Origin of the sequence: Halococcus hamelinensis 100A6 (assembly GCF_000336675.1) — an archaeon.
GTDB lineage: Archaea > Halobacteriota > Halobacteria > Halobacteriales > Halococcaceae > Halococcus > Halococcus hamelinensis.
In genome coordinates this window covers 97,428-110,662 of the sequence record NZ_AOMB01000041.1, presented here as the reverse complement: position 1 = coordinate 110,662, position 13,235 = coordinate 97,428, and the positions used below count along the sequence as shown (strand labels likewise).

The 13,235-nt window shown below is 68.4% G+C and carries 18 protein-coding genes; 10 read left to right on the top strand and 8 right to left on the bottom strand.

The features are described 5' to 3' along the window. Positions 1-14: 14 nt before the first annotated feature. The gene (locus C447_RS14590) at positions 15-2,330 is read right to left on the bottom strand and encodes a DUF2298 domain-containing protein (protein ID WP_007695255.1); all 2,316 of its coding nucleotides are present in this window, start codon (positions 2,328-2,330) and stop codon (positions 15-17) included. A gap of 114 nt (positions 2,331-2,444) precedes the next feature. Between C447_RS14590 and C447_RS14585 the strand changes: the two genes are divergently transcribed. Beyond that, the gene (locus tag C447_RS14585) at positions 2,445-3,362 is read left to right on the top strand and encodes a sulfide-dependent adenosine diphosphate thiazole synthase (protein WP_007695253.1); all 918 of its coding nucleotides are present in this window, start codon (positions 2,445-2,447) and stop codon (positions 3,360-3,362) included. Positions 3,363-3,364: 2 nt separating this feature from the next. Here C447_RS14585 and C447_RS14580 read toward each other — a convergent pair whose 3' ends face one another. From C447_RS14580 to dcd, 5 genes are all read right to left on the bottom strand, one after another. Then, complete coding sequence (locus C447_RS14580; RefSeq protein ID WP_029601918.1) at positions 3,365-3,799, bottom strand: VOC family protein; 435 nt, start codon at positions 3,797-3,799, stop codon at positions 3,365-3,367. Between the two features lie 96 nt (positions 3,800-3,895). Beyond that, the gene (locus C447_RS14575; RefSeq protein ID WP_029601919.1) at positions 3,896-4,117 is read right to left on the bottom strand and encodes a hypothetical protein; all 222 of its coding nucleotides are present in this window, start codon (positions 4,115-4,117) and stop codon (positions 3,896-3,898) included. A gap of 51 nt (positions 4,118-4,168) precedes the next feature. Next, positions 4,169-4,828, bottom strand: a complete 660-nt coding sequence (locus C447_RS14570) for a class I SAM-dependent methyltransferase (RefSeq protein WP_007695249.1) — start codon at positions 4,826-4,828, stop codon at positions 4,169-4,171. A gap of 46 nt (positions 4,829-4,874) precedes the next feature. Further along, positions 4,875-5,762 (bottom strand): thiamine-phosphate synthase family protein, encoded by an 888-nt coding sequence (locus C447_RS14565; RefSeq protein WP_007695247.1) that lies wholly within the window; start codon positions 5,760-5,762, stop codon positions 4,875-4,877. Further along, a complete protein-coding gene (dcd, locus tag C447_RS14560) occupies positions 5,759-6,379 on the bottom strand; it encodes a dCTP deaminase (RefSeq protein WP_007695246.1) in 621 nt (206 codons plus the stop codon). The genes C447_RS14565 and dcd overlap by 4 nt, the downstream gene beginning before the upstream one ends. 98 nt (positions 6,380-6,477) lie before the next feature. Here dcd and C447_RS14555 point away from each other — a divergent pair, with 98 nt between their 5' ends. After that, on the top strand, positions 6,478-7,701 hold the full coding sequence (locus C447_RS14555) for an AI-2E family transporter (RefSeq protein WP_007695236.1): 1,224 nt from the start codon (positions 6,478-6,480) through the stop codon (positions 7,699-7,701). Between the two features lie 48 nt (positions 7,702-7,749). Here C447_RS14555 and C447_RS14550 read toward each other — a convergent pair whose 3' ends face one another. Both C447_RS14550 and gvpA read right to left on the bottom strand, forming a co-directional pair. Then, positions 7,750-8,268, bottom strand: coding sequence for a gas vesicle protein GvpO (locus C447_RS14550; RefSeq protein WP_007695234.1), 519 nt, complete (start codon positions 8,266-8,268; stop codon positions 7,750-7,752). Positions 8,269-8,346: 78 nt separating this feature from the next. Then, positions 8,347-8,658, bottom strand: a complete 312-nt coding sequence (gene gvpA / locus C447_RS14545) for a gas vesicle protein GvpA (protein ID WP_010612514.1) — start codon at positions 8,656-8,658, stop codon at positions 8,347-8,349. A 206-nt stretch (positions 8,659-8,864) separates the two neighbouring features. On the opposite strand from gvpA, the gene C447_RS14540 reads away from it, so the two are divergent. The 8 genes from C447_RS14540 to gvpM are packed head-to-tail and all read left to right on the top strand — an operon-like array spanning position 8,865 to position 13,179. Next, a complete protein-coding gene (locus tag C447_RS14540) occupies positions 8,865-9,503 on the top strand; it encodes a GvpL/GvpF family gas vesicle protein (protein WP_007695231.1) in 639 nt (212 codons plus the stop codon). Then, a complete protein-coding gene (gvpG, locus tag C447_RS14535) occupies positions 9,503-9,754 on the top strand; it encodes a gas vesicle protein GvpG (RefSeq protein WP_007695229.1) in 252 nt (83 codons plus the stop codon). Before C447_RS14540 ends, gvpG begins: the two co-directional genes overlap by 1 nt. Next, complete coding sequence (gene gvpH / locus C447_RS14530; protein ID WP_007695227.1) at positions 9,754-10,227, top strand: gas vesicle protein GvpH; 474 nt, start codon at positions 9,754-9,756, stop codon at positions 10,225-10,227. The genes gvpG and gvpH overlap by 1 nt, the downstream gene beginning before the upstream one ends. Further along, the gene (locus C447_RS14525) at positions 10,224-11,333 is read left to right on the top strand and encodes a hypothetical protein (protein ID WP_007695225.1); all 1,110 of its coding nucleotides are present in this window, start codon (positions 10,224-10,226) and stop codon (positions 11,331-11,333) included. The genes gvpH and C447_RS14525 overlap by 4 nt, the downstream gene beginning before the upstream one ends. Then, positions 11,326-11,781 carry a gas vesicle protein GvpJ gene (gene gvpJ, locus C447_RS18825; protein ID WP_007695224.1) on the top strand — a complete coding sequence of 152 codons (456 nt, stop codon included), beginning with the start codon at positions 11,326-11,328 and terminating at the stop codon, positions 11,779-11,781. Before C447_RS14525 ends, gvpJ begins: the two co-directional genes overlap by 8 nt. Next, positions 11,768-12,088, top strand: a complete 321-nt coding sequence (gene gvpK, locus C447_RS14515; RefSeq protein WP_007695223.1) for a gas vesicle protein GvpK — start codon at positions 11,768-11,770, stop codon at positions 12,086-12,088. Before gvpJ ends, gvpK begins: the two co-directional genes overlap by 14 nt. Then, complete coding sequence (gene gvpL / locus C447_RS14510; protein ID WP_007695220.1) at positions 12,081-12,911, top strand: gas vesicle protein GvpL; 831 nt, start codon at positions 12,081-12,083, stop codon at positions 12,909-12,911. Before gvpK ends, gvpL begins: the two co-directional genes overlap by 8 nt. Then, complete coding sequence (gene gvpM, locus C447_RS14505; RefSeq protein ID WP_007695218.1) at positions 12,892-13,179, top strand: gas vesicle protein GvpM; 288 nt, start codon at positions 12,892-12,894, stop codon at positions 13,177-13,179. The genes gvpL and gvpM overlap by 20 nt, the downstream gene beginning before the upstream one ends. The last annotated feature ends 56 nt before the right edge of the window (positions 13,180-13,235 follow it).

The following is a 13,235-nucleotide window of genomic DNA, read 5'->3' as shown; positions in this document are numbered from 1 at the left end:
AATCGGGTTCCGGGCTACGTCGCCAACCGACTCTGGTCGACGGCGTAGATCGTCACGGTGTCCTCCTGGTAAGCTACCCGGACACCCCGGAGTTCGTCGAACGACGCGAAGTCGCCGTAGCGCTCGCGCTCGGTCGGACCGACGTAGATGTACTCGACGCCGTACTGGTCGAGGAGCGCCGCGCGCTGCTCGTCGGTCCCGAGGTAGATCGTGTTGACCGCGTAGGCCCGGTTGAAGTAGGCCGTCCGATTCCGGAACTGGATCTCGTGTGGTAGGCCGATCACGGTCGGTAAACCGGTGAGGCTCGCCGCCGGGGCGGCGCTCCAGCGATAGAGGTACGGGCTGGCCGCCGAGACGATGGTCGGCCGACCCGGGCGGTCGTCGAGCCACTCGATCCCCGCGACTTGCCCCGGAACGTTGTTCTCGGCCGCCGCCATCCCGTCGAGCGTCGGTTCCTCGACCGGCGAGTTCGCGAAGTGGCTCGTGAGCGCGACCCCGCCGAACGCCGCGGTCGAGAGCACGAGCACGCCCGCGAGCGCGCCCGCGAGCACCTGACGGCGCGACCACGACCAGCGCCGGCGACCGCGGACGAGCCGGGGGAGGATCACGCCGACCGCGCTCGCCCAGAGCACCCACGCCGGCATGTAGGTCTTCACGACGGTGTTGAACCGGGTGCCGCCGCCCTCCTTGATGTAGACGACCTCGGCCAGGAGGACGAGCCCGAGCCCCGCCACCACGAGCACGCCCTCGAAGCCCGTCCGGTCGGTCGCGACGAAGTACCAGCCGGTGGCGAGCAGTACGCCGAACAGCGCGAGCGGGGCGAGCGCGGCGGGCACCAGCACGACGACCGCGACGAACCAGAGCAACACCGCGACGGCGGCCGGGGTCTGCCAGCGCTCGCGAACCCGCGCGACGTAGTAGGCGACGAACACCGCGAGGAACGCCCCGTGGATCAGGAGGAGGGAGCCGAGCGGGCTGCGCGCACCCGCCGCGACCGTCGTGACCGCGGTCGAGGGACCGCTGCTGAGCGGGCCGAAGACGAACGGCAGCGCCGCGACGATCCCGAGAACCCCCACGACACCCGCCGTAACGAGCGCGCCGACGAGGCGGGCGAGCGCCGCCGACGCCCGAGTGGTCGTCGCCCGTTCGATGTGTGGCGAGAGGTCGACGGCCGACCCCGCTGGCAGGAGGCTCCGGAGGCGCGCCGGCGCGAACGTGAGCGTGAGCCAGACCACGCCGCCCGCGACCGCGAGCCCCCAGGTGTTGACGGTGACGATGAACCCGACGACGACGGGTATCGCGCCGAACAGCAGGAGCCGTCGGCGACGACGGTGGGTCTCGGGGGTCCGGTAGTAGGCATAGCAGAGCCCGACCACCACCACGAGAAACGGCGTGCTCACGGCGTACGGCCGGAGGTCGCCCCGGACGATGGCGAACAGCGGGAACGGGTTGTAGAGGTCGGCCATGATCCGACCCGCGCTCTTGAAGTAGTAGTTCGAGGCGATCGGAGCCAGCACCGCCTCGACCGCGAACTGGGAGTGCGAGGACGCGAGCGCACCCGCCGCGGGCCCCCGGAGCCCCGACGGTAGGCGACGGACGACCAGTCGAACGGCCGTCGCGAGGTTCGCCGCGCCCACGGCGAAGAAGACCGCCGTCACGCCCGCGAGGGCCCGGGTGGTACCGAGCTTCGAGACCGTCTCCCTCCCGAGGGCGTCCGTCGCGCGGTCGAGCCGTCGCCCCACCGATATCGCGCCGGCCAGCTCGTAGATACCCGCCGCGAGCGCGCCGTAGAGGCCCGCCATCGAGAGGTTGAACCCGTACCACGGGTGGACGTCGAGCAGCCGACTCAGCATCGAGGTGAGGAGGTGGCCGCCGTAGTAGTAGATGACCGCCTTCCCCGAGAACCACATGTCCTCGGGCGGGAGGGTGGGCGCGCGATAGAGCGACATCACGAGCCCGAAATCCAGGAACTTCTCGCCGTCGGGGGTGATCCCGGGGTCGACGCCGCGGACCGCGATCACGACCAGGTAGACGAGGGTGAACACCACGAGGGCCTCGGCGGCCGCCCGCCGGTCGACCTCGACGCCGCCCCGGACCGAGGCCATCGCACAGACCGCGAGCCCGACCAGTCCCGCGATCACCGCGACCCAGCCGAGCGCGAGGTGGCCGACCCAGAACCCGACGAGCCCGAAGACGGCGAACGAGAGCCCGAGCGAGAAGCCAGCCCCCCGGCCCGGCAGCGACGAACAGAGCCGCGCGGCGACCGGCAGGCCGAACAGCCCGAGCACGACGTAGGCGACCCACCACACGACGACGAGACCGTACTCCATCCAGTTTGGAAGGCGGGGACGCCCGTTATACGCACTTCGGATCGACCCCGGCCGCCGGGCCGAACCCGCTTCGACACAACGCTTTTGTACCACAGACGAATATCACTGGGTTGTATGACTCAGTTCAGCGACGTGGGCGAGGCGGACGTCACCCGAGCGATCGGACAGGAGTGGACCGAGGAGTTCCTCGACTACACCGAGTCGGACGTGATCATCGTCGGCGGCGGCCCCTCGGGGCTGATGGCGGCGACGGAGTTGGGCGAGCGTGGCGTGAAGTCGATGGTCGTCGAGAAGAACAACTACCTCGGGGGTGGGTTCTGGCTCGGCGGCTTCCTCATGAACAAGGTCACGGTGCGGGACCCCGCCCAGTCGGTGCTCGACGACCTCGACGTGAGCTACGAGGAATCCGAGGATTCGGAGGGTCTGTACGTCGCGAACGGCCCGGAAGCGTGTTCGGGGCTGATCAAGGCGGCCTGTGACGCGGGCGCGAAGATGCAGAACATGACGGAGTTCACCGACATCGTGGTGCGCGAGAACCACCGCGTCGGCGGGATCGTGATGAACTGGACGCCGGTCCACGCCCTCCCCCGGGAGATCACCTGTGTCGACCCGATCGCGGTCGAGAGCGAGGTCGTGATCGACGCCACCGGCCACGACGCGATGGTGGTCTCGAAGCTCGACGAACGCGGCGTGCTCGACGCGCCGGGCCTCGGCGACGCCGCCGAGAACGCGACCGGGATGGACCAGACAGGTGAAAACTCCTACGGCGCGCCGGGTCACGACTCGCCGGGTCACGACTCGATGTGGGTCGGGAAATCCGAGGACGGCGTGGTCGAACACACCGGAACAGTCCACGACGGCGTCGTCGCGTCCGGGATGGCGGTCGCCACGACCTACGGCCTGCCCCGGATGGGCCCGACCTTCGGCGCGATGCTCCTCTCGGGCAAGCGCGCCGCCCAGGCCGCCATCGACGACCTCGGGATCGACGCCGACCCGGTCGAGCTAACGCCGCGTGCGCCCGCCGACGACTGACCCTACGACTCGACGAGTTCGACGAGGTTCCCCTCCGGGTCGCGGACGAACAGGATGCGCGACCCGCTGCCGGTGGTTCGGGGTTCGCTCAGCGCTTCCACCGACTCGGGCAGCCCCTCGTAGAAGCCGTCGACGTCGTCGGTCGCGAGGCCGAGGTGCTTCGCGCCGGGCTGGTTCACCATCGTCTCGCCGACCGTCTCGCCCTCGGGCTCGTACTCGATGAGTTCGACGCGCGACCCGCCGGCGTCGAGGTGGGCGAACTTTCCAGTCGCTCCCTCGACGGCGACCGCCGCCGCGAACTCCTCGTCAGAGAGGGTGAACTCCGCCGCGACCTCGAGGCCGAGCACGTCGCGGTAGAACTCGATGGATTCGTCGAGGTCGCGAACGGTGATCCCGGTGTGGTGGGCGGTGAGGTCGACGTCGTTGGGTTCGCTCATGGGCGGACTACTCGGGTCGGGGTCGAAAACCGTTCGGTCGTCGTCGAAACGTCGTGACGAGTCCACGGAGGACGATCGAACGCTCGCGCAGCGGGGTCAGACGCCGTGGGTCGAGTTCCGGATCCCGACGTGGGCGAACGCGAGGAGGGTGGCGAGCAACCACACGCCGACGACGGTGTTCGTGAGGCCGCTCGGAACGACCGGTGGGAGGAAAAACGCCGCGAGGAAGCCGACGAGTGCGAGCACGGTCAGCCACTTGTACACCCGGACGGCGTCGGCCATCGTTAGCTCGTTCTCGCGCGAATCGTCCGTCGCCATACCGAACCGTTTGGAATCCACCCACATGAGTTTTCAGGCGTGCTCGTCGCCTCACTCGATGGCGGCGGAACTCAGCCGAACGAAGCCGAGCGCGAACTCCTCGTGAGCGTATTCAGGACGATCTTCGAGCGGTTCGCGGGCGGCGGTCACGCGGTCGTCGAGCGGTTTCCACGGCGGCGTCGGGTAGCGAAGCCGAGTCGTGGGCGGGGCGCTCGCGGCGACGAACAGTCGGAACAGGGCGTCGAGCGGGCGCGCCCGCGGATCCGTGCTTCGGGTCGCGTCGAGCAGCGCGATCCGACCGCCCGGCCGGACCAGCGCACACCATCCCTCGACTACTCTCGCCGGTTCCGAAACCATCCCGACCACGAAGCTCCCGAGCACGGCGTCGACCGGTCCTTCGATGGGCGGTGCGGTCGCGTCGCCGTGGACGAGGTGGACGTTCTCCCAGCCCTTCGCCTCGACCCGGGCTGCGGCTCGGTCGAGCATCCCGCGCGTGAAGTCGACGCCGACGACGGTCCCGCTCGCGCCGACCCGCTCGCGGAGGAAGGGGAGGTTCGCGCCGGTCCCACAGCCCATCTCGACGACGGTGTCGCCGGGCGAGAGGTCGAGGTCCGCGGCGGCGTGCTCGCGCCACGAGCCGACACCCGGGAAGGTGGCGACGACGTCGTAGAGCCCCGCCCACCGGCCGTAGAAGGCTTGTGCCTCGTTCACGCCTCCATCCCTCGTGCGGTCCCCGTCGGTATGTCGACTCATGGACTCAGACGAGGTCACGAACGCGGGCGGCGGCGTCCTCGGCGCTCGGGGCGAGGAGGTAGACGATGGCCTCGATGCCGAACCCGCCCGCCTGATAGAGCACGTCGGCGTCTGCGGCCTCGACCGCCGCGATGGCCGCCTCGACGTCGGTCTCGCCGTCGAACTCCACGGCGTGGAGGCCCTCGGCTTCGAGCCGTTCGAGGATCGTCGGGTCGTATCGGAGGTTGAGCGCGGCGCGCGCGTCGTTGCCCGCGGCGCGCGCGGCGAGCAACACGCCCGCGACGTGGCCCGAGACCCCGAACTCCGGTTCGCCCGGCACCGTGGTTCGACCCTTCACGTCGAAGATCCGCCCGGGGACGCCGGCGACGTCCTCGATCCCGTTCGGCTCGGGGACGCACTCGACGAGGTTCGCGCCCACGTTCGGGATGAGGCCGGCGAACCCGCCCGTGGTTTCGAGCGTGGTGAGGCCGCGACGGACCGAGGCCAGCGTGCGCTCGGCCGCCCGGAGGTCGCTGTCGGCGTCGTGGACGTCGAAGCCCGCGTTGCCGGCGAGCCCCGGTACCGCCTCGGCGTGGAGGTCCGCGAGGAGGTCGCCGCGTTCGAGCTCCCGGATCAGGATCTCGGTCTCGACCAGCGCGCCGACCTGGGTCGTCTCGCCGTTCGCGAGGCCGTCGGCGAGCTCGTCGGCGAGGCCGGCCACCCGGTCGTCACCGCCGATCCGGTCGTTCCGTGCCACCTCGCCGTGGGCGTACTTCGAGACGGCCGACTGGCTGATGTCGAGGATGTCGGCCACCTCGCTCTGGGTCAGCCCGCGCTCGCGGAGGCGTTCGGCGAGCAGCGACCGGAAGGTGGGGAGGAACTCGTCGACCACGATCTCCTCGACGAACCTCATCGTGGTTCCTCGTTCGTCCCGGTCCCGGAGAGCTGGTCGCCGCCGAACTCGTGGTCGTTGCCGATCCGGGAGGCCTGTGGCCCGGCCTGGTCCTGGTATTTCGAGCCTCGACCCGCGCCGTAGGGCTCCTCGGCCGGCGATTTGAGCTCGGTGAAGACCACCTGTGAGATCCGCATCCCAGGCGAGAGTGCCACCGGCGCGGTCCCCAGATTCGAGAGTTCGAGCGTGACTTGTCCCCGATAGCCCGGGTCCACGATGCCCGCCGTGGCGTGGATCACGACCGCGAGGCGGCCCAGAGAGGACCGTCCCTCGACGTGTGCGATCAGGTCGTCGGGCACCGCGAGGCGTTCGACGGTCGTCCCCAGAACGAAGTCGCCCGGATGGAGGATGAACTCCTCGTCCTCCTCGACCACGGTCTCGGTGACGTACTCGTCGACCTCGTTCGTCGAGTCGGGGTGGATACAGGGGATGTTGGTCCGCTGGAATTCGAGGAACTCCCGTCCGAGCCTGAGGTCGACGCTCGCGGGTTGGATCTGGAGGGCGGGGTCGGCGAGCGGCTCGATTGCGAGACTACCCCCGTCGAGCCGCCGGCGGATGTCGCCGTCAGAGAGTATCATACCCCGAAACCACGGCGAAGCGGCCTAAAACCTTCCCGTCGAGTCCCGCCCCCATGCAAGGGCAAGGGCTTTCCGGGGAGCGGCTGTCCGACGGAACGATGGCTTCCGATGGCGAGTTCGGTCCGTTCACCAGCCGAGCGCGCGTCGCGTGGTGGTTCTTCGTTCTCGCTCTCGGGTTCGTCGCGGCGTATCTCGTGTACTCCTTCATCGGCGTGATCGTCCTCGGGATCTTCGGCTACTACGCCACCAGACCGATCTGCCGACGGCTCGCGCGCTACACCAACTCCCCCGGGCTCGCGGCGGTCACCACCGTCGTCGTGGTGGTCGTCCCGATCCTCCTGCTCGTCGTCTACACGGGGTTCCGCATCTACCAGCAAGTCCGTCGGCTCCTCTTCTCCGACAGTTCCGAAAGCATCGGCACGTACTTCAACGTCAGCGCGCTGCCCGCCGACCAGCAGGCGATGGTCAGCTCGTTGCTCAGAAACCCGGGCCAGCTCGTCAGTCAGCCCCGCCAGCTCCTCGACCTCCTCCCGACGCTGCTCCAGCAGGGCACGCTGGTGTTCAACGCGGTGTTCGGCGGCCTCCTGCTCGTGGCGCTCGCGGTCGCGCTCTCGTACTACCTGCTCGAAAACGACCACCGGCTCGCGCGCGGGTTCGAGTCGCTGGTGGGCGGTGAGGACACCGTCGCCTACGCCTACGCCTCGACGGTGGACGCCGACCTCGAATCGGTCTTCTTCGGCAACGTCCTGTTCGTCGCCGCGATGACGGTCATCGCCGGCATCACCTACGAGGCCACCACCCTCCTCGCGCCGGCGGGCATCGAGGTCCCGCTGATACTCGCGCTCTCGGTGCTCACCGGGCTCACGAGCCTTCTCCCGATCGTCGTCAGCAAGGTGGTCTACCTCCCGCTCGTCGGCTACCTCGCGCTCCAGGCGCTCGAAGCCGGTCGCGGCGCGCTCGCGTTCGTGGTCGGGGTGTTGGTGGTCTACTTCCTCGTGCTCGACATCCTGCCCCAGACGTTCATCCAGCCATACATCACGGGTCGCCAGCTCGATATGGTGCTCCTGATGTTCTCGTACATCCTCGGCCCGGCCCTCCTCGGCTGGTACGGCTTCTTCCTCCTCCCCATCGTCTTCATCGTGATGCTCGAAGCCGTCCGGATCGTGCTCCCCGAACTCGTTCGCGGCGAGCCCCTCACGCCGACGATCTCGATCGGCCACGGCGTCGGTAGCGACGTCGAATCGACGCGTGTCGGGGCGTCGACCCGGACGGACGACCCGCTCGACGAGACGGACGAGGACGATGCGGCCGCCGACAACTGACCGATCGCTGGGTCCGTTGGGTCGGGCGGCTGTAAAAGAGTCCAGTGACTACAGCGCTTGCGAGGGTTCCTCGTCGCGTCGCGTGTCGCCGCGACGGTATCGGTCCAGCCGCCGGTAGCCCGTTATCGTTCCGCCGTCGTCGACCTGGAGCGCGTACCGCCCGATGATGTCCTGGGTGTCGGGCACCGAGTTGCGCTCGACGATCTCGACGAGGGCGTGCCAGTCGCCGTCGTCGTTCTGTTCGATCTCGATGACGCTATCGAGCGGGCGGCCGATCAGGTCCGCGGCGGCGTCACGGACGTGGTTTCGTACCTCGAGAATGCCGGGACTGACGCTCTCGCCACCGTCGGCAGTGGCCTGGCCGGACCCGTCCGATCCGGCGTCCGCCTCGTTCTCGTCGTCTTCGACGGCGTCGAGGCGCTCGTCGATCGCGTCGAGGGCTCCGGTCCGATTCTCGTTCTCGGATTCGGACTCGCGGACCTCTTCGAGGGTGTCCGGGTCGTCGATCGATTCGAGCTCGTCGCGCAGTTCGTCGATGGTATACTCGCTTGGGTCGAGGTCAGCCATTGGTGGATAGTATCATCTCGGGGGTGATATATAAAATGCCGCACGGGTTCGGGCGCGACGCCCGACCGATGGCGGGCGTTACTGCTCTTGTTCTTGCTCTTCGATCCGGACTTCCGGCTCGTCGGGTTCGGGCTGGACCATCGGCGACGTGCCGAGGTCGAGGTCCTTCAGGTCCTGGAGGTCGCCGGACTGGCTCGCCATCTCCAACTTGGATATCTCCTTCCCGTAGTGGAGGAAGGTGTCGACCGAGGCGACGACCACGCGCGCTTCGACCGTGAGGATCTCGATACCGACCACCGAGACACGCGCCCAGATGTCGATGACGATCCCCTTATCGAGGATTCGGTCGAGCACTTCGGCCAGACTGTCGCTTGAGGGTCGTGCACTCATCGTATCCCCTTCGAGGGGGGGACACCTAATACTCTTTGGGCAGGCACCGGCAGGGTGGGGTACCGCCGGCGGTTCATCCGGCCATCAGGGGGTTGGGAAACCGAACTCCGTCCCGCGAGAGGTTGCGCGTGCTGGCGACACGCCTATTAGCACGACCGTTGATACTATGATATGGCGCGCCAGAGTGGTACGTGCGCCGTCCCATCATGAGCGATAATCTCTATGCCTACGGCGTCGTCGAGAACGAGGAGCTGGAGTTCGACGTCGACGGCGTCGCGGGCGCGACGAGCGCCTACACGGTGAGCCACGGCCCGCTCGCGGCCGTCGTGACCGACATCGACACGATGGACCCCGAGCTCTCGGACGAGAACGCCCGTGCGCACGACGACGTCCTCCAGACCGTGTTGCTCGACGACGGCGGACGAACGGTGGTGCCGATGCAGTTCGGGTCGGTCTTCAAGAACGGCCGCGCGCTCAAGAACGTGCTCCGGGGCGGCCGGCGGGCGTTCACGAAGGCGCTCCGGGAGATCGACGGCTACTTCGAGTTCGGCGTCAAGCTCGTCGCCGACGAGGACGCCTCGGTCGACGCCGACGCGATCCGTGCAGACGCCGTCGAGCGGTTCACGACGGCCAGCGTCAACGAAGCCGAGAACGACCGGTTCAGCGACCGGCTCGTGATGAACCGGTCGTATCTCGTCGACCGCGACGAGCGGATCGCGTTCGACGAGGCGGTGGACGCGGTCACCGACGACTACGGTGATGTCCTCACGGTCCAGTACACCGGCCCGTGGCCGCCGTACAACTTCGTGGACATCGAGATCGGTGCACAGGGGAATCAGCGATAGTGTTCATCCTCGACGACCTCCTCCTGCGCCCGATCGTCTCGGTCGCGAACGTCATTCACTCGATGGCGATCGAGGAGCTCTACGACATCCAGGGGATACAGGACGAGCTGAAGGAGAACCGGTTGCTGTTCGAGATCGGCGACCGCTCGAACGAGGCGTACGAGCAACGACGGGACGAGCTGCGGACACAGCTCGACGTCGCGCGCGAGGCGCGCGAGACGCTGTCGAGCAAGGTTGAGGTGAAACGATAATGACATCCGATGACCATGACGCGGAACGAAGCGACGCCGGTGGATCGGGGTTCGTCCGGACGGTGTTGTCGGGGCTGTTCGAGACCATCGCCGACATGGACGAACGGAACCAGCGACGCCGGAGCGCGACCGGGAGCGGCCGCAGCGGCTCCACCCGGTTCGACTACGGGCTCGACGTCGGAATCGGGCCCGGACGTGACGAGTCGCAGTCGCGCGACCCGGAGGTCGAGACCGACTACGCGGCGTCCGTGAACCCGACCGACGACGGCTGTATCGTCACGCTCGACCTCCCCGACGTCGACCCGCGCGACCTCGCGGCGGGCGTCGATTCGTCCGGCGAAACCCTCGTGGTCGGGACGGAATCGGTCGTTCTCGAACGCGTCTCGCTCCCGCGTGGGGACCTCGAAGTCACGGACGCGTCGTTCAACAACGGCGTGCTCGACGTTCGGCTCGTCGCGGAGGGAGCCACATGAGCGACCCCGAATCGAAGGAGCGGATGGCCGAGGCCGCCGACAAACTCGACTCCGCGCTCGACGCCTCGGAGCGGAACGCGAACGAGGAGGCCGAGGGATCCGACGGGAGCGAAGAACCCGACGAGACCGAGGACGTACTCCCCGAGCTGCCGGAGACGGGCGACCTCGTCGAACGCGTCGAGACCGACATCGACTCGCTCCTCGGGGTGTTGAACGGCGACCTCGCGTTCTCGGAGGCGCGTGAGGACATCGAGGACCTCGGGAACGTCATCGAGGAGACCGGCGAACTCCTCGAAACCGTCGACATGAGCGAGCTCCCCGACGCCATCGACCTCGAGGAGCTCCCGGCGGCGGTCGACGCGGGCGAACTCCCGGCGGCGGTCGCGAACGCCGAACCCCAGCGAGCGGTCGAACTCACCCAGCTCGCCTCGCTCGTGGAGTTCAACGAGCTCCTGAGTTCGGTCGACCTCCGTGAGTTCATCCGGAACAAGGAGGAGCTCGAGAGCGCCACCGACGACGTCACCGACGACGATATGGACGACTCGGAGGCCGACGACTCCTCGATATTGGGTTCGTCCGACGACGGATCGGGAACCGACGACTCCTCGATATTGGGTTCGTCCGACGACGGATCGGGGACCGACGACTCCTCGATACTGAGTTTGTCCGACGACGGATCGGGGACCGACGACTCGTCGATGCTGGGTTCGTCCGACGATGGACCGGCCGAGAGCACGTCGTCGGCCGACGGCCCCTCGCTCGCCGAACAGCAGGCGGCCGCCCAGGCGACGATCCAATCGAAGCTCCGCGACGCGATCGGGGAGTTCCGCGAGAGCGTGCTCGACACGCGCGAACAGGTCAAGGAGGCGCGCGAGACCGCGAACGAGAAGATCGAGGAGAAGACCGGGGGCGACATCGGACAGCCCTCCTCCCGGAACCCGACCGCGGTTTCGACGATGACCGCGGGCTGGAAGACCGGCAGCTGGTCCTCGACGGGCTACTCGACGGTGCCGGCCGAGACGCGCCACTCGAACGCGCCGAACCACCCCCGGCTCTACGGCTCGCGATTCGAGGGCATCCGGAACGAGGAGGCCGACGATGAGTAGCGGCGGTCCAACGCGAGAGAGCGACAGCCTCGCCGACGTGGTGGAGATGCTGCTCGACAAGGGGGTCGTGATCAACGCCGACATCGTGGTCTCCATCGGCGACACCGAACTCCTCGGGGTCCAGCTCCGGGCCGCGATCGCCTCGTTCGAGACCGCCGCCGAGTACGGCCTCGAGTTCCCGGACGGCACCGACATGGAACGGGTCGAGGCGGCCTCCGGGCGGTCCGAACTCCCGGACGAGACGGACTCCGAGCAGACCACGATCGACGCGGTGGGCGAGGAGGTCACCGACGCCACCGGCGAACTCGAAGACCAGGGCGAGCCCGGGATCCGCTCGCGACCGGAATCGGATGCGGAGGACGAGGAGGACGAAGCGGACGAGGAAGGTGAGACCGAAGAGCCCGAAGAGCCCGAGGAAGTCGTGGAGGAGACCAATGACGACGATTGACGTCGACGGCGACCAGGCGCGCGACGGGCTGATGACCCTGGTGGTGACGGTGGTCGAACTCCTCGTGGACGCGATGGAACGCGAGGCGATCCGCCGGATGGAGTCGGGCGAACTCACCGACGAGGAGATCGAGCGGCTGGGCTCGCAGCTGGCGGCGCTCGAAACCGAGATCGAGAACATCAAGCAGGACGAGGGGATCGAGGAGCCGGTCGACGACCTCCGTGGCGAACTCGACGGGCTGGTCAGGGACCTCGTCGAGCGTGCCGACGAACCCCGCGACGAACGGGGCGTGATCGACGGTGTCTGAGACCGACGAGACCGACGAGTTCGACGAGGGACGATACCTCTACTGTGCCGTGCGGCTGGGCGGCGAGGCCGAGTTTTCGGCGACCGGCGTCGACGACGAGCCCGTGCGGCTGGTCGCGGTCGACGACATCGGGGTCGTGGTTCACGACTGCGAGTCCCTCTACGACACCGCCGACATGGACGTGGTGCGGACGTGGGTGCTCCAACACCAGCGCGTGGTCGACGAGGCGGGCGAGGCGTTCGACACCCCGCTGCCCTTCCAGTTCGACACCGTCGTGACCGGGGCCGACGAGAGCGTGCGCGAGTGGGTCCGCGAGGAGCGCGAGACCGTCGGGGACTACCTCGACGCGGTCGCGGGCCACTGGGAGTACCGGATCGAACTCCGGCGCGACGAGCAGGCGTTGGTCGAGGACCTCGAAACCAGCGACGACCGGCTCGGGGAGCTCGACACCGAGATCGCCGACGCGGGCTCGGGCACCGCGTTCATGCTCGAAAAACAGTACGACCAGCGGCTCCGCGAGCTCAAACGCGAACGCCGGAACGAGCGGGCGGGGGCGCTCCGCGAGCGGCTCGAATCGGTCGTCCGCAACGTCACCGAACTCGGTGACCGGACAACGCTTGACGACGAGGACGCCGGCGACGACGGCATGGAGACCCAGGCCCGGTTCACGGTGCTCGCGCCGGCCGACCGCGAGGACGACCTCGGCGACCTGCTCGACGAGGTCGCGGCCGAGTCCGGGGTCGAGGTCAGGTTCACCGGGCCGTGGCCGCCGTACTCGTTCGCGCCGGCCATCGGGGGTGAGGATGGAGCCGAAGCGGGCTGACGACGACGTCATCGTCGACCTCCTCGACGTCATCCTCCGCGACGGGGCGGTCATCGAGGCCGACGCCATCATCAGCGTCGCCGACATCCCCCTCGTCGGGCTCAAGCTCCGGGCGGCGCTCGCCGGGATGGCGACGATGACCGAGTACGGCATCTTCGAGGAGTGGGACCGCCAGCAGCGCCAGCGCGCGCTCGCCGGCGACGAACTCACCGACGCCCGCTTCTCCGAGGGACCGACCGACGACCCGGGCCAACTGGAGGACGGCTGAGTCGTGACACCAACTTCGACCCCCGAGAGGGGCATCCACGCCCGTGCAAGCAGCGC